Source organism: Nonomuraea sp. NPDC049028 (assembly GCF_043197735.1).
In the GTDB taxonomy this organism is placed as follows: Bacteria; Actinomycetota; Actinomycetes; order Streptosporangiales; family Streptosporangiaceae; genus Nonomuraea.
In genome coordinates, this window is the sequence record NZ_JBICTR010000009.1 from 398,075 (window position 1) to 414,702 (window position 16,628).

20 protein-coding genes are annotated in these 16,628 nt (G+C 68.4%); 8 read left to right on the forward strand and 12 right to left on the reverse strand.

Going from position 1 to position 16,628, the window contains the following annotated elements:
- Window positions 1-61 precede the first annotated feature (61 nt).
- From ACGFJ2_RS35395 to ACGFJ2_RS35415, 5 genes are all read right to left on the reverse strand, one after another.
- On the reverse strand, window positions 62-1,231 hold the full coding sequence (locus ACGFJ2_RS35395) for an MFS transporter (RefSeq protein ID WP_393475697.1): 1,170 nt from the start codon (window positions 1,229-1,231) through the stop codon (window positions 62-64).
- Between the two features lie 109 nt (window positions 1,232-1,340).
- Entirely contained in the window at window positions 1,341-2,138 is a 798-nt protein-coding gene (locus tag ACGFJ2_RS35400; RefSeq protein WP_393475700.1) for an ArsR/SmtB family transcription factor, read from the reverse strand.
- 33 nt (window positions 2,139-2,171) lie between these two features.
- Window positions 2,172-2,543 (reverse strand): hypothetical protein, encoded by a 372-nt coding sequence (locus ACGFJ2_RS35405; RefSeq protein WP_393475703.1) that lies wholly within the window; start codon window positions 2,541-2,543, stop codon window positions 2,172-2,174.
- A 22-nt stretch (window positions 2,544-2,565) separates the two neighbouring features.
- Window positions 2,566-3,225, reverse strand: coding sequence for a TetR/AcrR family transcriptional regulator (locus tag ACGFJ2_RS35410; RefSeq protein ID WP_393475706.1), 660 nt, complete (start codon window positions 3,223-3,225; stop codon window positions 2,566-2,568).
- Complete coding sequence (locus ACGFJ2_RS35415) at window positions 3,222-4,121, reverse strand: alpha/beta fold hydrolase (RefSeq protein WP_393475709.1); 900 nt, start codon at window positions 4,119-4,121, stop codon at window positions 3,222-3,224. Before ACGFJ2_RS35415 ends, ACGFJ2_RS35410 begins: the two co-directional genes overlap by 4 nt.
- A gap of 252 nt (window positions 4,122-4,373) precedes the next feature.
- Here ACGFJ2_RS35415 and ACGFJ2_RS35420 point away from each other — a divergent pair, with 252 nt between their 5' ends.
- The 4 genes from ACGFJ2_RS35420 to ACGFJ2_RS35435 all read left to right on the forward strand — a co-directional run bounded on the left by ACGFJ2_RS35420 (window position 4,374) and on the right by ACGFJ2_RS35435 (window position 6,383).
- Window positions 4,374-4,724: a hypothetical protein gene (locus ACGFJ2_RS35420; protein ID WP_357943780.1), complete on the forward strand. Its 351-nt coding sequence runs from the start codon at window positions 4,374-4,376 to the stop codon at window positions 4,722-4,724.
- A gap of 112 nt (window positions 4,725-4,836) precedes the next feature.
- On the forward strand, window positions 4,837-4,980 hold the full coding sequence (locus ACGFJ2_RS35425) for a hypothetical protein (protein WP_393475713.1): 144 nt from the start codon (window positions 4,837-4,839) through the stop codon (window positions 4,978-4,980).
- Window positions 4,980-5,399, forward strand: a complete 420-nt coding sequence (locus tag ACGFJ2_RS35430) for a hypothetical protein (RefSeq protein WP_393475715.1) — start codon at window positions 4,980-4,982, stop codon at window positions 5,397-5,399. Before ACGFJ2_RS35425 ends, ACGFJ2_RS35430 begins: the two co-directional genes overlap by 1 nt.
- Window positions 5,400-5,543: 144 nt before the next feature.
- Entirely contained in the window at window positions 5,544-6,383 is an 840-nt protein-coding gene (locus ACGFJ2_RS35435; protein ID WP_358179120.1) for a hypothetical protein, read from the forward strand.
- Window positions 6,384-6,405: 22 nt separating this feature from the next.
- Here ACGFJ2_RS35435 and ACGFJ2_RS35440 read toward each other — a convergent pair whose 3' ends face one another.
- Window positions 6,406-6,990 carry a helix-turn-helix domain-containing protein gene (locus ACGFJ2_RS35440; protein WP_357943774.1) on the reverse strand — a complete coding sequence of 195 codons (585 nt, stop codon included), beginning with the start codon at window positions 6,988-6,990 and terminating at the stop codon, window positions 6,406-6,408.
- Window positions 6,991-7,099: 109 nt separating this feature from the next.
- Between ACGFJ2_RS35440 and ACGFJ2_RS35445 the strand changes: the two genes are divergently transcribed.
- Window positions 7,100-8,272 (forward strand): FAD-dependent oxidoreductase, encoded by a 1,173-nt coding sequence (locus ACGFJ2_RS35445; protein WP_393475719.1) that lies wholly within the window; start codon window positions 7,100-7,102, stop codon window positions 8,270-8,272.
- Window positions 8,273-8,289: 17 nt separating this feature from the next.
- On the opposite strand, the gene ACGFJ2_RS35450 is transcribed toward ACGFJ2_RS35445, so the two are convergent.
- The 3 genes from ACGFJ2_RS35450 to ACGFJ2_RS35460 all read right to left on the reverse strand — a co-directional run bounded on the left by ACGFJ2_RS35450 (window position 8,290) and on the right by ACGFJ2_RS35460 (window position 10,721).
- Window positions 8,290-9,162, reverse strand: a complete 873-nt coding sequence (locus ACGFJ2_RS35450; RefSeq protein WP_393475722.1) for a phosphotransferase enzyme family protein — start codon at window positions 9,160-9,162, stop codon at window positions 8,290-8,292.
- Between the two features lie 42 nt (window positions 9,163-9,204).
- The gene (locus ACGFJ2_RS35455) at window positions 9,205-10,116 is read right to left on the reverse strand and encodes an aminoglycoside phosphotransferase family protein (protein ID WP_393475725.1); all 912 of its coding nucleotides are present in this window, start codon (window positions 10,114-10,116) and stop codon (window positions 9,205-9,207) included.
- A 104-nt stretch (window positions 10,117-10,220) separates the two neighbouring features.
- The gene (locus ACGFJ2_RS35460) at window positions 10,221-10,721 is read right to left on the reverse strand and encodes a MarR family winged helix-turn-helix transcriptional regulator (RefSeq protein WP_393475728.1); all 501 of its coding nucleotides are present in this window, start codon (window positions 10,719-10,721) and stop codon (window positions 10,221-10,223) included.
- Window positions 10,722-10,916: 195 nt separating this feature from the next.
- Here ACGFJ2_RS35460 and ACGFJ2_RS35465 point away from each other — a divergent pair, with 195 nt between their 5' ends.
- From ACGFJ2_RS35465 to ACGFJ2_RS35475, 3 genes are all read left to right on the forward strand, one after another.
- On the forward strand, window positions 10,917-12,071 hold the full coding sequence (locus ACGFJ2_RS35465) for a cytochrome P450 (RefSeq protein ID WP_393475731.1): 1,155 nt from the start codon (window positions 10,917-10,919) through the stop codon (window positions 12,069-12,071).
- 125 nt (window positions 12,072-12,196) lie between these two features.
- Window positions 12,197-13,561, forward strand: coding sequence for an erythromycin esterase family protein (locus ACGFJ2_RS35470; protein ID WP_393475734.1), 1,365 nt, complete (start codon window positions 12,197-12,199; stop codon window positions 13,559-13,561).
- Window positions 13,562-13,702: 141 nt separating this feature from the next.
- Complete coding sequence (locus tag ACGFJ2_RS35475) at window positions 13,703-14,620, forward strand: phosphotransferase (RefSeq protein WP_393475736.1); 918 nt, start codon at window positions 13,703-13,705, stop codon at window positions 14,618-14,620.
- 152 nt (window positions 14,621-14,772) lie between these two features.
- Here ACGFJ2_RS35475 and ACGFJ2_RS35480 read toward each other — a convergent pair whose 3' ends face one another.
- Genes ACGFJ2_RS35480 through ACGFJ2_RS35490 form a run of 3 tightly spaced genes read right to left on the reverse strand, consistent with a single transcriptional unit; the run spans window position 14,773 to window position 16,567 of the window.
- Window positions 14,773-15,339 carry a dihydrofolate reductase family protein gene (locus tag ACGFJ2_RS35480; protein ID WP_393475739.1) on the reverse strand — a complete coding sequence of 189 codons (567 nt, stop codon included), beginning with the start codon at window positions 15,337-15,339 and terminating at the stop codon, window positions 14,773-14,775.
- A gap of 25 nt (window positions 15,340-15,364) precedes the next feature.
- A complete protein-coding gene (locus tag ACGFJ2_RS35485) occupies window positions 15,365-15,967 on the reverse strand; it encodes a dihydrofolate reductase family protein (RefSeq protein ID WP_393475742.1) in 603 nt (200 codons plus the stop codon).
- A 42-nt stretch (window positions 15,968-16,009) separates the two neighbouring features.
- A complete protein-coding gene (locus tag ACGFJ2_RS35490) occupies window positions 16,010-16,567 on the reverse strand; it encodes a YceI family protein (protein WP_357943753.1) in 558 nt (185 codons plus the stop codon).
- Window positions 16,568-16,628 lie beyond the last annotated feature (61 nt).

A 16,628-nucleotide genomic window follows, 5' to 3' on the forward strand; every position in this document is an offset into this window, starting at 1 on the left:
GACCTCACCCATACGCCCGTTTGCACGCTACCTGCCCCGTATCTCCACGCGGCCGCCACACTCAGGGGGTTTTGGAGTACAGGGATACCGCCATCAGGAGAGCGGTCAGCCCGCCGCAGATCATCGCGGTGGAGACAGAGAAGGCGTCGACGACGCGGCCGCCGAGGAACGCGCCGAGGGCGAACGTCGCCTGGAAGGAGGAGGTGAAGACGACCGTGGCGGCTTCGGGCGTGTGCGGGGCGGCGGCGATGAACGAGGCCTGCGAGCAGACGGGCACGCCTCCGTAGGCCAGTCCCCAGACCACGAGCAGCACCACGGCGCCGACGGTTGTGCCGCCGACCGAGGGCAGCAGCAGGGTGGTGGCCGCGATCAGGCAGCCGCAGGTGGCGAAGGCGGCTCGCAGATGTGTGGCGGTGGCCTTGCCGGCCAGGAAATTACCGGCGATTCCGGCGATGCCGTACGCCAGCAGGACGGCGCTGACCGCCACGGGAGACAGGCCGGTGACGTTCTGGAGGAACGGCGTGACGTAGGTGTAGGTGCCGAAGTGGGCCAAGACGATGAGGAAGGTGGCCAGCAGGGCGATTCCGGCGCCCCGGGCGCGTAGCAGGTCGAGCAGGACGCGCGGGCTGGTGACCTGGTGGGCGGGCAGCGGCGGCAGCAGCATCACCAGGGCGACCAGGACCAGGATGGCCAGCGCGGCCAGGACCAGGAACGCGGTTCGCCAGCCGGCGAGGTCGCCGATGAAGGTTCCGGCCGGTACGCCGAGCACGGAGCCCAGCGGAACGGCGGAGAAGATCACCGCGGTGGCGGAGCCGACGGCGTGCGGCGGCACCAGACGGCCGGCCAGCCCCGCCCCGATGGACCAGAAGCCGCCGATGGTGAGGCCGACGAGCACTCTGGAGATCAGCATCACCCAGTAGGAGGTCGCCACGGCGGCCAGCACGTCGGCCACGGCGAGCACCACCATGAGGGCGCACAGCATCACCCGGCGGTCCAGGCGCGCGGTGGTCAGCGTGACAACGGGTGCGGCAACCGCGGCGACGACGCCGGGCAGGGTCATGGTCAGCCCTGTGGTGCCGTCGGAGATGCCGAAGTCGGCGCCGATGGCGGTCAGCAGGCCGATGGGCAGGATTTCGCTGGTGACGATGGCGAAGATGCCCAGCATGAGTGAGGTGACCGCGAGCCAGGTGATGAGAGGCGGGCGTGGCGGGGCCAGGGTGGTGGTTGACATGGTTCCCGTTCAGGCAGGTGCACGTGGACTGGGACACCCACCCAAGCAGTCATGAAGCCGCTGACACTGGCACGTTTCAGACTCAACCATCACCTTTGCGGCTTCGGCCTCAGGCGTGCGCGCTGTTCATGTCCCATGGCGCCTGCGGAAGGACCTCGCCGGTCTCCAGCAGCGACTTGAGGTTCGCCAGCACGGCCGGCCAGCCGTCCGAGATGCCGGTGAGCATCTCCTGATTGGGGAGATTCTCGTGGGTCACGGTGAGGCGGACGATCTCCTGGTGGGGTTCGACGAGAAAGGTGACGACCGACGGCTCTCTCGGCGCTTCGGTGTCAGGGGCGTCGTCGAAGGTGATGACCAGGCGCGTCGGGGGTTCGGCCTTGATCACTCGGCCGACGACATCGATGACGCCTGATCCGTCGGCGCGCCGGTGCTCCCAGGTCGAGCCCGGCTGCCAGTCCGAAACGTTGGCGTGGCCCCAGTATTGCGCCGTCAGGTCCGCGTCCGTCAGGGCTCGCCACACCTGCTCGGCGCTCGCGCGGATGTAGGTGACATAGACATAGGTGGGTACTTCGGTCATGGCGTACTCCTCTGCCTGGTTCTTGATGGCACTGATCGCTTGCAGGCGGGGCTTGTCGAACCCCGAGATCCAGCGCTCCTCGATCTCATGGATCGGTGTCGGGTTGAGGTAGTGCAGCCGCTCCCGTCCGCGTCGTACGACGGTGACGAGGTTGGCCCGCTCGAGGATGTCGAGATGCTGTGTCGCTGACTGGCGCGCCATGTTCAGGCGGTCGCACAGCTCGCTCAGCGTCTGGCCGTTGTGCTCGCGCAGACGGTCGAGCAGGAGTCGTCGGGTGGGGTCGGCCAGCGCTTTGAAGACCGAGTCCATCGCTCTCGCTTCGAGGCTCACGCCTCCATTATGCAGGTATTTGCCTGCATAATGTCAACGGCGCCTCACTGCCGGAGCCCACCCGCGTGCGTCCATTCGGCCGTACCACCAGGTGAGGCCGGCCGCGGCCACGACGAACACGGCCGCCAGCGGCGCGAGAAGCACGGCGCCGGCGGCGTCGAGCACGATCCCGCCGGCCGCGCCGGACAACGAGACCGCCAGATACAGCGCTGACTGATTCAGCGAGGCGACCATCGGCTGCGTGCCCGCCGGGGCGTACCCCATGATCAGGTGCTGCTGCGGCGTCGTGACGGTGAAGGAGAACACGCCGCAGGCCGCGACCGCCGGCAGCGCCATGGCGTACGAGACGCGCAGCGCCGGCACCAAGAGGAAGACGGCGGCGAGGAGCAGGTTCCCGGGCCGCAATCGATGCCGCTGACGAGACGCCTCAGCGCATGCGGGCGGACTGTTCGAAGCCACTCAGGATCGCGGTGAGCCCCGTCTCGAAGTGGTCGTCGAGGGTGGTGGCGTCGGCGGCTTCGGCGAGCAGGTTGTAGTCGGGGCTGCCGGGCTCGGGTTTGCGACTGCGCTGGTCGGCGCCGAGCTTGGTCACGGCGATGGCGAGGGTGTGGCCGATGGTGAACTCTCGCAGGCAGCGGATGATGCGCAAGCCCTGCGCCGGAGGGATGTCGGCGTCGCTGAGCTTGGTGAGCATCTTCACGCCGGTGTCGATGGAGGCTGGTGAGCGTACCGGGCGGGTGGCGAACAGTGGCACAGCCTGGGGGTGGCGCAGGAGTGTGTCGCGCAGGCGCAGGCAGTAGTTCTGGGCCAGTTCCCGCCAGGGGCCGTCCCAGGGCAGAGTGTCGACATTGACCTCGGTGAACAGCGTCTCGGCGACGCCATCGAAAAGGTCCTCCTGGTCGTCGTAGTGACGGTAGACGGCCATCGGGTCGAAGCCGACGGCGGTGCCGAGCTTGCGCATGGAGAATTTACGCAGGCCATGGGCGTCGATCAGGGCGAGCGCGGCGGCGGCGAGGTATTCGCGGGTGAGGGTGGGCCGGGTGGGCGGCTCTGGAAATCTGACCGGTGGGCTGGGGTCGGCCGTCATGGCTGGAAGCCCTCCAGGATCTTCGTGAGCGTCGGGGTGAACTCGTGCGGGTGCCGCATGAACGGGACGTGGCCGCCGGGGAACTCCTGGCAGGGTACGCCAAGGCGCTCAGACAACAGGTGCGCGGGCGCGTGGTACGGCTTGCCGACACTGTCGCGGCCGGTGGCCAGGCACCAGGGCGCTGTGGTGGCGGCCAGCGCGGTCAGGTCCGGCTGGTACTCGAAGCAGAACGCGGGCAGTTCACGGCGCAGGGTCAGCTCGGCGTTGCGGAGCTGGCGGGTCATCACGTCCGGCGTACGTCGGGTGATCTTTCGTACCAGGCCGTCGGCGGCGAGCATGAGGTGAGTGGCGGCGGCGATCGTGGCTTGGCCGGATGGCGACAGGAACACGCGCGGCGGGTCCGGTAGCGTCATCGCGCCGAAAGCGGCGTAAGCCCGCATCAGGTGACCGTCTCGGGCAAGGCGGCCGATGTGTTCGATCTCGCGCCGTTCGGGGCTGTCGGGAGCGAGGAGTTGTACCAGCGGCGGCTCGTGCACCACCGCGCCCAGGAGTCGGTCCGAGTGTCCGATCACCATCTCCAGGGCGATGATCGCGCCCCCGCTGTTGCCGAAGACATAGGCGCGTTCCATGCCGTAGTGGTCGAGGACGGCGACCGCGTCGCCAGCCTGCCGGGCAACCGTGATCGAGGCACCGGGATCGGTGAAGGCGCTGCGCGAGTTGCCGCGCCGGTCGTAGGCGATCACGGTGAAGCTCCGGGCCAGGAGCGGGATCACGTCCGCGTACATACCGGCGTCGCCGCCGCCTCCGGAGATCAGTAGGAGCGGGGGTCCGTCGCCGGTCCGCTCGACATGCAACCGCGCTCCGGACGCTTCCACCACATCTACACTGTAGTTCATGTCTACAGTGTAGATGGAGCCCCGCCGTCTCAAGAACGGCCCTGAGTGGGATGTTCAGGAGAGGGGATGACCTGGCGAAATAGGCGAATCCAAAGATCGCTGCGACGGGTTTGGCGTTCGATGATCCCGGAAATGAAAGCCGTGCTTCCCGAGCCGTCAGCATGCTCGGCCTCGAGAACGAGCGACTTCGCCCCACCCACCCGACATCGGGAAGCTCCAAGCCCTCCCACTCGCCCCAGGAGGAATGCCACGATGACGCACTGGTTCCGCAGCCACTGGGCCGACGAGGACACCTGGTTCTACATCGAGGCCGACGACGAAGGCTGGGTGACCCGGCAGATCGAATTCCGCGGCCCCGACGAACAACCTTTCGCCGCCGCCTCCCTGGCCGAATGGCAGACGGCTTTCGAGAGCGGAGAAGTCGCACGATACGGAGCTGTCTACGACCGAATAGCCGAGCAACCCGTCCATGAGTGGGAAGGTCACAACCCCGAGCCGCTGACCCTCGACGCTTTCGACCAAGCGTGGGCAAGGGCTCACGAGAGCCTCAGCGGTCCGGACTACGGAACCAGCCCGCTTCGGGTTCGTGATTTCGGGACCTGAGAAGAACCTCACCCGGCCGCGATATGCGGGTTTTGTGGAGATTCCGCGCAATTGCGGTTACGGCACCGCGGTGCTGTCATGATCTCGGTGGCCCCCCACCGATGGGATTTACATGTCTCGCTCACTCGCGCTGCTGGCCGCCTCGCTCTGCGTGGGCGGTCTCGCAGCTCTGGTGTACTTCCACGACTCTGACTTCGTGCTCTTACGGGAACATCTGAACCATCCGTTCGCACTCGGCGTGCTGGCCTGCTCCTGATGGCGTTGGCCGCCGTCGGGCTGCGGTGGATGTGGCTACGCGTCGTGATCGTCCTCCTTGCCGGACTGGGCGCGAGTGTCGCGCTGTTCGGGGGGTTGCTCGCCATTGGGTTCTCCTCTGCCGAGGAGGTCGGCTTCGTCGACGGACCGCCCCCGTACAGGATCCGGCTCCAGCGGTCGATGGCGGGTCTCGGGCCGGACATGGTGATATCGCTCAGCGTCCGCAATGACGGCGGGCTGCTCAGCAGGGAGTGGGATCTCGGCTGCTTCAACGACGACGTCCCCGACGACACCTTCGACTCGGTCAAGTGGACGGGGCCGAGTTCGGTTGAGATCCGGGTGGCCGACGGGCGGACGTTCCCTGTGGCCTTGGATCCCGACTCGGGCCGACCCCAGACCACCGCCACTCTCAATTGTTAACGGCGGCCCCACAAACCACAGGCGGCACAGCTCTCCGATTCCGGCATGCCCATCGAGGCCATCTCACGATCGCGGTTCGGTTTGACAGTTGATCTCGTATGCACGAGATTGATCGTCCCTCCGACCAATTTCCAGGGGATCGTGATGAAGCGGACCGTCGTGGGTGCAATCCTGATCGCGGGACTGGCACAGCTCGTCGCCACCCCCGCGCAAGCAGCGCCCAGGGTCGACCCGGTAAAAGCGCTCCAAGCCGCATTGACCCGCGGTAAGGGCGTCAACATCGTGTCCACCGTAAAGGTTGATCAGGGTCGCGGCTTCTACTACACCGTGGATGTGGACGGCACGGTCGGGTTCGGACCGCAAGGCGAGACCGCCGCTGATACGTCCCAGCGCCTGCGGTTCAGCAAGACGATGATGAGCGGCCTGAAGAAACTCGGCATGGCGGAGGACGCCGCCCTGGAAGAGACGCCCCTAAGGGTGATCTCGTCAGGCTACGACGACTACGTCTCAGGCCCCCAGTTCGCCGACGCGCTGCCACAGGGCACGAACTGGGTGCGCTACTCCGCCACCGATCAGCCTGCCAGCAACCCGCCGCTGGAGGTCTTGGAGCCCGCCACGCTCAAGGCACTGCTGGCCCACCGCACGTCCTGGCGGGACGGGTTGGTGAAGGGCACGATCAAGGCCGACAAGCTGGTTAAGGTATCCCGTTCCTTCGCCTCTCGCTTCCGCGGCTACTCCATCAGCAAGCCCGTCAGCACCATCTCCTACACCCTCCGGCTGAGTGCGGCCGGACTGGTGGAGCGGGTTACGGCCAGGGGCGTCCTGCACCACTGGAAGGGTTCCCTGCTCCGTGTCGAGTCGGACACCCGCTACTCCGGTTGGGGACGGGAGGTCACCGTTCTGCTGCCGCTGAGAGGCGAGGTGCTCGACCAGGAGCAGCTCGAGGGCAAGGTGCCCTACCAGGTGCCTGGCGCCTTCAATTAGCCCCGCATCCTGCCGCCGGTGCTCAGGTGCCGGGATGGGCGGTGGTCCAGCCGTGTTCGAGCAGGTTGAAGATTGCGGTGGCGGCCTGTTCGGGGGCCGGGTGGCCGTGGATGACGTGGGCGGCTTCGAGGACGAACCTGGCGAAGGCGGCGCAGGTGATGTCGTCCTGAGGGGCGCCGGTCTCGTCGGCGAGGGCGCGGGCGAGGGCGGCTTCGTGGCGTAGCCACATGTGGCGGGCGTAGTCGCGAAGGGCCGGGGTGCTCTCCACCATGCGGGTGAGGGCCGCGGTGTGAGGGAAGGCCGCGACTTCGATCGCTCGCCTGAGGATGTGCTCGCGCAGGGCGTACGGGATGGACTGGCCGGGGTCACGATCGCGCACCGCGGCGACGACCTCGGCCTCGAGGTCGTCGTCGAGGTCGAAGACCAGGGCCTCCTTGCTCGGGAAGTACGCGAACAGCGTGGACACCGCCACGTCGGCGGCCTCGGCCACGTCCTTGACGCCCACCTGGTCGTAACCGCGTTCCAGAAACAGCCGCAGCGCCGCGTCGGCCAGCGCCTTGCGGGTCTGGGCCTTCCTGCGCTCGCGGCGCCCGACTCCTTCGCTCACTCGCTCAGCGTACGGCAACTCGGATCGAGTGCGAAATCGGAGCTGTTGCGAATTCGGAGTAACTATGATTTTCTGGCCGCCTCGGAGCCGCTACCCGGAGGTATGTGCCATGAACTCCCAAATCGCGATCGTGGGCGCCGGCGTGGGCGGCCTCGCCTGCGCCCGCGGCCTGCAGACGTACGGCATCCAGGCAGCCGTGTTCGAGCGGGAGGCCTCCCGCGATGCCCGCTGGCAGGGAGGCATGCTGGATCTGCATGTGCCGACCGGTCAGGCCGCGCTACGGGCGGTCGGCCTGTTCGAGCGGTTCACCGAGCTGGCTCGGGCGCAGGGGCAGGAGTTGCGCGGGCTGGATCCCTTCACCGCCGCCTTGGTACACCACGAGCGGCCCACCGACAGCCGCGACGAGAGCTACGCCCCGGAGATCGACCGGGGCCAGTTGCGGGGGCTGCTGCTGGACTCCCTCGTCCCCGGCACTGTGCGCTGGGGGCGCCCGGTGGACGGGGTCGTACCGCTGGACGGCGGCGGCGCTCGCCTGTGCTTCACCGACGGCACCACCGCGGACTTCGACCTCGTGATCGGCGCCGACGGCGCCTGGTCCCGGGTCCGCCCCGCCGTCTCGGCTGCTGTGCCTCGCTACACGGGCGCCACGATCGTCGAGGCGTACCTGGATGATGTCGACGTACGCCACCCCGACCTGGCCCGCTGGGTGGGGCCAGGCACGCTGGCGGCGCGAGCCGACGGGAAGATGATCTCGGCCCAGCGCAACAGCGGCGCCCACATCCGCCTGTACGCCGGCTTCGACGCACCGGCGAACTGGTACGCCACCGCCGGCCTCGACCTCGACGACACCGCGGCGGTGTGCGATCACCTCCGCGCCTTGTTCAGCGGCTGGCACCCCCGGCTCCTCGACCTGTTCCGCGACAACGACAGCGGGTTCGTCAGCCGGCCCCTGCACGTCCTGCCCGCCGGGCACACCTGGGACCACGTCCCCGGCATCACCCTGCTCGGCGACGCGGCCCACCTCATGCCGCCCTTCGGCATCGGCGCCAACCTCGCCCTGATCGACGGCAGCGACCTGGCCACCGCCATCGCCACCCACCCCGACCTCGACCAGGCCGCTGCCGCCTACGAGAAGATCATGCTGCCCCGGTCGGAGGCCGCCGCCCAAGCCTGCGCGGAACTGATGAACACTCTGTCCGAGAACTCCACCACCGACGTCGACAGCGTGCGACGCACCCTCAACGACCGCATCCGCCAGGCGCAGGCCACCATCCAGCGATAGGGACGCCGGTACGGCTGTCAGGGGCGCAGCCGGTGGAACAGCTCTACCCGGGCGCGGTGGTATTCGATGTCCTCCTCGTCATGCGTCACCCCCTTGTGGAAGTAGGCGTACTCCCTGCGGAGCTTGTGCCTGACGAGCTGAGCGAGCGACTCCTCGTCCAGGCGGGCTGCCGTGCCGCCCGCCTCGTGGTACGCGGCCACGAACTCCTCACTCGGCCCGGCCAGGTCGTCGCCCCATTCCAGGGCGGCGGCGGCCAGCTCCAGCTCAGGGGCGCCGACGAAGGTCTCGTCCCAATCGAGAACCGCCACTATCCGACCGTCCCTGGCCAGGGTGTTGCCGGTGTAGTAGTCGCCGTGCAGGGGGTGGCGCACGGCGTGCTCGGCGTGGAAGGCGGCCAGCCAGCGGTCCAGGTCGGGGTCGGCCAGCTCGGCGGCGTCCTGGGGCGGATCGCCGTACAGGCCGGACTCCTGGAAGGCGGGCACCGGGCGGGGACCGGGGCGGAAGTCGGCCAGGGATCTGTGCAGCCTGGCCAGCAGACGGGCACCGGCTGCGCGTTGGGCCGGGATGTCGGAGTCCGGCCAGGCACCCTCGACATACGGCCAGCAGGAGATCGGGCGGCCGCCCACGACGATGACCGTCGCCCCTTCGGCGGTCGGCAGCGGGGCGACCGCCTCGGGGAGGTCGGCGGCGGCGTGTCGGGCGATCGCGTGACACCACTCCGACTCGGCGGCGGCGCGCCACACCGGGCCGACGCGGATGACGTGCCCGTCGAGGCGGTAGGCGGCGGAGTCCTCCCCGCCGTGCAACCGCTCGCCGTCCCCCGTGACACCCCAGGTCAGGGCCGCGGCTTCGCGGATCTCAAGGGTAAGGGGCGTCTTTGCGTAGATCATCCGTACTTCCGTTCGGCTTGCGGGCAGGCGCGTGGCGCGACATCACCGGCGTAGCAGAATCGTGCCAAGGACGACCTGGGCCGGTTCCAGCGTGGGCTTGCCGTCCTCGATGTCCCACAAGGCGTTCTGCAGGATGCGGCCAAGTGTCCACCCGGTCGCCCGCTGCCGGTCCAGGCCGAGCACCTCGGTAAGGAGGTCGAAACGGCGCAGGACCGTACGGGTCACGTCGCCGGTCGCCACCACCGCCTCCTCCCATCGACTGTCCAGCGCCGGCCACAGGTCGAACCCGGGGTCGCCGGCCAGCGGTTCGGGGTCGATGGCCAGCCATGGTTCCCGTTGCCCGGCGAGGATGTTGTCGTAGTGCAGGTCCCAATGCAGCAGGCGGTCGCCAGGTTCGCCGATCAATTCGGCCACGGCGGACGCGCAGGTGCGTACCAGCTGCTGCTCGGCCGGGTCGCGCAATGCCAGTACAGCGCGTGGAACCTGATCCAGCATGGCGGCGGCGATGTCGGACAGATGCCGCAGACCGGGTGGGGCGGGCACCGCGACCAGGCGCGCCATCAGCTCGGCGAGGATCTGCATGGCGACATCGTCGTCAACCACCGATGACAGCGGCCGGGCCGCGTCCAGCCGCTCCAGCAACATGGTGCCGGTGTCGGGGTCGTGGTCGAGCAGGTGCACGATGCCGTTGCCGTTCCATACCCGCAGGCCGAGGGCGGCGCCGGCGTTGTCCTCGCTTGCTTGCTGGAATTTCAGCACCGCGGGAGCGCCATCTGCCTGGATCACCGGCAGCACGAGCGAGGCCATGCCGTGTGCCGCGGGGCCGTCCGGCCGCAGCGTCCAGCGGTCGAGGAAGTCCGCGGCCAGCCGGGGCAGCTCGGCGATCCAGGCACGGGCGGTCGGGCTGTTGTTGCCGTACGACGCGGCGAACGCGTCAGGGATGAACGTGCTCATGTCAGGTGTCTCCTTCGTAGGTTGTTCGGGATACGAAGGAGGCCATGGGGGTGCCCGACTTCCGGGCAAGCGTCAAAACATACCTCCACCCTAGCCAAGCACGATCATGTTCGGCCCTGGAGCGTGGCTTGGAGTCGGTGGATCTCGGCGGCGGTGCTGCGCTCGGCCGTTTTCATGAAGCGAACGATGGTGCTGAGCTCCGCGTCGTCGAAGTCGCCGAGGTCGTCTCGCGTACGGGCGATCAGTCCCGAGTAGGCGGCGCTGACCCGGTCGAGGCCTTCCTGGGTGGGTTCGATGAGCACTCGCCTGCGGTCGTGGGGGTCGGCCACCCGTCGGACGCAGCCTGCGGCGACGAGCCGGTCGATCATGCGCGAGGCCGATCCGGTGGTGAGGTTCACGTGCTTGGCCAGGACGCCGGGTGTTGTCGGACCGTGCCGGCCCAGCACGAACAGGCATTGCACGTCGGTGTCGGTGACGCCCAGCCGCTCGGCGACAAGGCTGTTGAGCTGGACGACCAAGATCGCCCAGCTGGGCACCACGTCCGTGGTGACCTCGGCAAGTAGCGCCTCCCTGCCCGCCGCCGGCTCCGCCATCGCGACACCCATCCCTTCCATTTCACTGCGTCGCGCAGCGAAGCTTGTGGTAGATTCACTGCGTGGCGCAGTTACTGTGCTACGCAGTCATTCTATCTCATCGCCTCATAGATCGACTCCGTTCAGGCGCACGGCCGTCGTCGTTCCGCCAGCGATCGGCCAGGACGCCTTCCTCACCATCCGATTCGGACACCCCATGGAGACTCGATGACCGACGCGCCCCGTGCCACCGTCGACCCGTTCGCCGTCACCGTTCGCGGGATCGGCGAACCCCATCCCGTCCGCGCCGCCCTGCGCGCCACCGGTCCCATCGTCCAGGCCGATGCCCCAGCCGGCGGCCCGGTATGGATCATCACCGACGACGCCCTCGCCCGTGAGGCCCTCGTACACCCTCACATCGTGAAAGACCCCGCCTACGCACCGGCGCACTGGGACCCGCGTATCGCAGGTCTGGAACCGACTGCCGCCGCGCAGCCGTCGCTGACCACCTTCGACGGCCCGGCGCACACGCGGCTGCGCCGAGCGCACGCCCCGCTCTTCACCGCCCGGCGGATGCAGGACTATGCCGAACGGATCACGGGGTTCGCCCGCGATCAGCTCACCGTGCTCGCCGCGACAGGTGAAACGGTCGACCTGATGGCCGACTTCACCACTCGGTTCCCCCTCACCGTGGTCTGCGACGTGATCGGCGTACCACTCGACCGGATCGACCAGGCCATCACGGCCTGCCGGGGCATGCACAGCGCCGATCCCCAGGAGGTGGAGGCGGCGATGGCCGCCTTCGGACAGCTGGCCGCCGCCGCGCTCAGCGACGGCCGGCCCGGCCTGGCCACCGAGCTACGCGAACGGGTCCCCGACGAGCTCACCGAGGAACAACTGCACTACCTGATCTTCACACTGATCTACGCCGGGCAACTGACCACCGACCCATCGCTGGGGTTCCTGCTCGCCCACGTCTTCGACTCCGACGGCGCTTCAGCGCAGGAGATCACGGTCGAGGAGTTCGTCAAGGAGACGCTGCGCCTGCACGCGCCCGCACCCTTCAGCCTCTGGCGGTTCACCTCCGCCGCCATCGATCTCGCCGGGGTACGGCTCCCCGCCCACTCCCCCGTGCTCATCGACATCCAGGGCATCAACACCCATCCCGGCCGGTCGATCGGGCCTGACCTCACCTTCGGCGCCGGTCCCCACTACTGCACTGGTGCGCAATTGGCTCAACTCGAACTGAGCGCGGTCGTGGCGGTCGTACGGGCCGACTTCCCCGACGCACGCCTCGCGGTGCCGATCTCCGAGCTCCAGCAGGTCGACTTCGGCGGCATACAGGGGAGCCGACTGACCGCTCTCCCGGTGAATCTGCGGTGAAATAGACAGCCGTATTTTTGTGCCGGTGTCCCTTGGGCATCGTCAGCGGACTGTCGCTGTACTGTCAGCGCTCCCGCCGAGGCTTACACCCGTCAACAACACGCACTCATGCGACGGGACACCATATGCACACCAAGACCTGGGGCGGCGCACTCGTTCTCGGCCTCGCGCTCACCACCGCCATCGGCCCCGCCGCGACCGCCGACGCCGACAGCCCGGCCGCCGTCGTCGCGGCGCTCAACGCGGTGGCCAAGCCTCTCGTCTCCACTTCGTCTGGGGGTGGCCTGCGCGACCTAGACGTGTTCGGCGCGATGGTGGCAGGCGCGAAGGTGGTCGGCGTCGGGGAGGCCACGCACAGCACCGCCGAGTTCTACACCCTCAACCACCGGCTGTTCCGTTACCTTGTGACGGAGAAGGGGTTCACCACCTTCGCCAGGGAGCTGAGCTGGAGCACCGGTGTACGGCTGAACGACTACGTCCTGCACGGCAAGGGCGACCCACGGCAGATCCTGCACGACGAGGTCACCGGCCCTTACGCCCTGTTCAACAACCGCGAGTTCCTCGGCCTGATCACCTGGATGCGCTCCTACAACACCACCCACCAGGCGAAGGTCCAGTTCATGGGCGCCGACCTGCTCTACCCCGGCGACGTCCTGTTCGACAAGGTTCTCGGTTACGTTGCCGAGCACCATCCCGACCTGACACCCGAGTTCACCAAGCTGTACGAGGGGCTACGGCCCACCACCCCGAACGCCGGGCAGTACATGGGCATCGCGCTGTCCCAGCCGCTGGAGACCCGCAAGGACAACGCCCGCCGCGCCACCGAGGCCCTCGAACTTCTCCAGCGGCAGAAGCCCGGCGGCGACGACTACCGGTGGGCGGTGCAGCACGCCCGCGCTCTGTCGCAGACCTTCACCGACTTCGCCTTCGACCAGGCCACCGCCGAGGGACGCCGGCAGGCCCAGGAGTACCGGGACACCACGTTGGCCGACAACGTCGTCTGGTGGAACAAGACGACCGGCCACAAGATCCAGATGTCCGGCCTGAACGCGCACATCAGCTACACCCCGATCGACACCGTGTTCGTCCCCGCCCCGATGGGCGGCGTACTGCGCGAACGCCTCGGCGCCCGCTTCGTCACCGTCGGCACCAGCTTCGACCAGGGCGGCTACAACTTCACCCTCGACAAGGGTGAGTGCCCGGCCGGCTCCACCCCAGCCGAGCGGCCCCTGACCTGCAAGGGCTCGGTCGCAGCGGCCGACAGCGACTACAACGAGTACGTCCTGGACCAGGTCCGCTACCGCGACTTCATCCTCGACACCCGCGCCGCACCGCAGGCGGCCAGAACCTGGCTCGCCGAACCCCGCCCCACCCGCCTGATCGGCGGTGGCTTCTGGTCACCCGACCAGGCCACCAAGGCCGCCCTCGGCAAGTCCTTCGACATCCTGATCCACCTGCACAAGGTCAAGGCCGCCGCACTGCTGCCGTGACGTCTCCGGGGAGACGGGCGAGACCAACTCGCTCGTCTCCCCTGTATCTGGGGGGCTGTCAGTCTGTTCCCTGGACGCCGAACCGTTGTGCCGGCAAGTGCCCTGGCGGTCGGCGCGGCGACCAGGTGGGACGATCAAGACATGTTCACTCCGCCTCTGTCGCCGACCGATCATGATGTGCTTTCGGCGGTGCGGGATGGCTGGCTTCCGGTTGCGGGGCGCGCCGCCTATCTGCCGGTGGGATTCGGGGCGCACCACTGGCGGATCGACCAGGATGGCGTGCCCGTGCTCTTCGCGACGCTCGACGTACCGGGCGGGCATCGAACCCCCGACTCGTTCGAGGGAGCATACGCGGCGGCGTCCGAGCTCGCGGCGACAGGCTTTCTCGGGGTGCTCGCACCGGTCCGATCCACGAACGGGAGCTTCACGATCCCCCTGGCCGAGGGGATTCTCAGCGTCACTTCCTGGGCGACGGGGCGCACGCCCGACGAGGCAGAGGCCGCACGACCCGACCATACCGCCAAGACGAGACGGCTGCTCGCCGAGCTGCACAGCGCTCCCGCTCCGGTTTCGCTGCCGCACTGGCAACCGCGGATCACACCGGACTTCTCCGACCAACTGCCTCATGCCGCCACAGGATTGTGGAATGCGGGCCCGTTCGGGGAGGACGCTCGTCGTCTGATCGTCGAGTCCGCCGAATCGATCGCCGGCTGGGCGTCACGGTACGCCGAGCTCGCCGAGAAGGCGCTGGCCGCCTTTGACCGCTGGGTGCCGACCCACGGCGAGCCGCACCACGCCAACCAGATGCTCACCGATTCCGGGCTCGTGCTGGTGGACTGGGAGTCGTTCGCGCTCGCCCCGCACGAGCGGGACCTTCTCGACCTGCCCGAACACGACCGACGAGTCCTCGGCGGCGAGCCCGAGATGATCGAGCTGTTCGAACTGGAGTGGCGGCTGACCGAGATCAGAGAGTACGCACGCTGGTTCCAGGCACCGCACACCGGCAGCGAGGACGACCGGATCGCGCTCGCCGATCTACGCAACGAGCTCGCACACTGACGCCGCACGCCACGAGAGCCTGGTGGAGGGTGCACTGGCTTGCCCGACGAACACGCAGGTGGACCTCCGAGTCCTGACAATGGTTCCGTAGCTGACAACGGACAGCGTTCGTCGGTCGGCGGCCGTGCTCTGATCGGGAGGGACTTCGCGGGTCACGGGCGGCGGATGCGGTAGCGCAGGTGCATGACGTGCTGTGTGGGTTCCTCGGCCTGCGGCGTGGTCAACCGGCGGACCGGGTCGAGTTCGATGTGCTCGGCCGGCAGGTCGTCGAACAGCCGGCGTCCCTGCCCGAGGAGGACCGGTACGACGTGTAGTTCCAGCTCGTCGAGCTGGCCTGCCCGCAGCAGCGCCTGCGCCGCCCCGGCACCGTGCACCATCACGTCGCCGTCCCCGGCCGCCGCGCGGGCCTGTGCGGCGCACTCGTTTACGTCGGTGACGTAGCGGACGCTGCCCGGCGGCGGCTCGTCCGGGACATTGTGGGTCAGGACGAAGATGGGGACGCCGTCGTGATGGTCGCCCTGCCAGCGGTCGGCGTGTTCGTAGGTGCGGCGGCCGGCGATGAGGGCGCGGCTGGCCAGCGCCTCGGCGTACACCTGTCCGCTGGGTCCCGGGGCGTTGCGCCGGTCGAGCCAGTTGAAAAGCCGGAACCCGCCGATTCCCAGCGGGGTGTCCGGGCTGTCCCGCGGCCCGGTGACGTAACCGTCCAGGGACATGGTCATGTACAGCCGGATGAGCGCCATCGCCTCAGCCCGCCGTTCTTACGCGGTAGCGCAGGTGCGTCACGCCCGGCCCGTCCGCGGCGCGGAGCAGTTCGAGCTCGATGTGGTCGGGCGGCATGTCCTCGAACAGCGGTTCACCCTGTCCGATCAGGACCGGGACCAGGTGAATCTGCAGCTCGTCGAGGACGCCGGCGGCAAGTGCCAGCCGAGCGGTGCGGGCTCCGTGGACCAGTACGTCCTTGTCGCCGGCCGCCTCCTTGGCCATGTTCATCGCGGCCGTTACGTCGCTCACATAGGTGACCCCGGGCCATTGCAGCTCGGGATCGGGCTGACGGCGGCTCAGGACGAAGATCGGCACGCCATCGTGGTGGTCGCCGCCCCAGCCGTCGGCGAGCTCGAACGTCCGCCGGCCGACGACGACCGCCCCGGTGGCCATGACCTCGTCCGTGACCTCACGGTTCGCGCCCGCCAGGTGGTCGAGGTCTTTCCTGTGACCGGCGTCGGCATCCGGCAGAAACCACTCATGCAGCCGATGCCCTTTGTCACCGAGCCCGTTGCCCGGCGCCACGTTCGGCCCGGCGATGAACCCGTCCACCGACATCGACATGTACAGCACGGTCTTACTCACGTTTCCGGTCCTTTCAGTACGTCCAACGGAATGCCAGGAGAGTCATCGCGGGTCCGATTCGGTGGTCGTGAACTCGATCTCGATGGCGATCTCAATGGTGTCGGCGACCACGACGTTGCCGGCGCCGAAGCCGAGCTGGATGTCGACGCCGAACGCGGCGCGGCTGATGGTGGTGGTCGCCGAGAACCCGGTCCGCACCGCGCCGGACGGGTCGTCGACGACGCCGAGGAACTCGGCCTCCATCTCGACGGTCCTGGTGACACCGTGCAGGGTCAACTCGCCCACCAGAATGAAGGTCTCGCCGTCGAAGCCGCGGACCTCGGTCGAGGTGAACTCGATCTGCGGGTACTTCTCCACGTCCAGGAAGTCGGCCGACCGGATGTGCTGGTCGCGCTGTTCGTTGCCGGTGTGCACCGAGGCGGGGTCGATGAGGGCGGTCACCCGGCCGCCGCCCTCGCCGACGCTCAGCGCTGCCGAGGCGAGCGCGAACGTTCCCCTGACCTTGCCGACGCCCATGTGGCGGACCTTGAACGAGATGTCGGAATGAACGGGATCGCCGACCCAGGTGCCGGCGGCGAGGGTGGTATCGACGGTGATCATGGCGTACGGGTGCTCCCTCTGTGCGGCCCGGCCTGCCCGGGCGGATACTGATCTGTGCGAC

Bases quoted from the DNA above. Each gene is read 5' to 3' on its own strand.
- ACGFJ2_RS35395 (WP_393475697.1), bottom strand. From the start codon at position 1,231: ATGTCAACCACCACCCTGGCCCCGCCACGCCCGCCTCTCATCACCTGG.
- ACGFJ2_RS35410 (WP_393475706.1), bottom strand. From the start codon at position 3,225: ATGACGGCCGACCCCAGCCCACCGGTCAGATTTCCAGAGCCGCCCACC.
- ACGFJ2_RS35415 (WP_393475709.1), bottom strand. From the start codon at position 4,121: ATGAACTACAGTGTAGATGTGGTGGAAGCGTCCGGAGCGCGGTTGCAT.
- ACGFJ2_RS35420 (WP_357943780.1), top strand. From the start codon at position 4,374: ATGACGCACTGGTTCCGCAGCCACTGGGCCGACGAGGACACCTGGTTC.
- ACGFJ2_RS35425 (WP_393475713.1), top strand. From the start codon at position 4,837: ATGTCTCGCTCACTCGCGCTGCTGGCCGCCTCGCTCTGCGTGGGCGGT.
- ACGFJ2_RS35430 (WP_393475715.1), top strand. From the start codon at position 4,980: ATGGCGTTGGCCGCCGTCGGGCTGCGGTGGATGTGGCTACGCGTCGTG.
- ACGFJ2_RS35435 (WP_358179120.1), top strand. From the start codon at position 5,544: ATGAAGCGGACCGTCGTGGGTGCAATCCTGATCGCGGGACTGGCACAG.
- ACGFJ2_RS35445 (WP_393475719.1), top strand. From the start codon at position 7,100: ATGAACTCCCAAATCGCGATCGTGGGCGCCGGCGTGGGCGGCCTCGCC.
- ACGFJ2_RS35450 (WP_393475722.1), bottom strand. From the start codon at position 9,162: ATGATCTACGCAAAGACGCCCCTTACCCTTGAGATCCGCGAAGCCGCG.
- ACGFJ2_RS35455 (WP_393475725.1), bottom strand. From the start codon at position 10,116: ATGAGCACGTTCATCCCTGACGCGTTCGCCGCGTCGTACGGCAACAAC.
- ACGFJ2_RS35460 (WP_393475728.1), bottom strand. From the start codon at position 10,721: ATGGGTGTCGCGATGGCGGAGCCGGCGGCGGGCAGGGAGGCGCTACTT.
- ACGFJ2_RS35465 (WP_393475731.1), top strand. From the start codon at position 10,917: ATGACCGACGCGCCCCGTGCCACCGTCGACCCGTTCGCCGTCACCGTT.
- ACGFJ2_RS35470 (WP_393475734.1), top strand. From the start codon at position 12,197: ATGCACACCAAGACCTGGGGCGGCGCACTCGTTCTCGGCCTCGCGCTC.
- ACGFJ2_RS35475 (WP_393475736.1), top strand. From the start codon at position 13,703: ATGTTCACTCCGCCTCTGTCGCCGACCGATCATGATGTGCTTTCGGCG.
- ACGFJ2_RS35480 (WP_393475739.1), bottom strand. From the start codon at position 15,339: ATGACCATGTCCCTGGACGGTTACGTCACCGGGCCGCGGGACAGCCCG.
- ACGFJ2_RS35490 (WP_357943753.1), bottom strand. From the start codon at position 16,567: ATGATCACCGTCGATACCACCCTCGCCGCCGGCACCTGGGTCGGCGAT.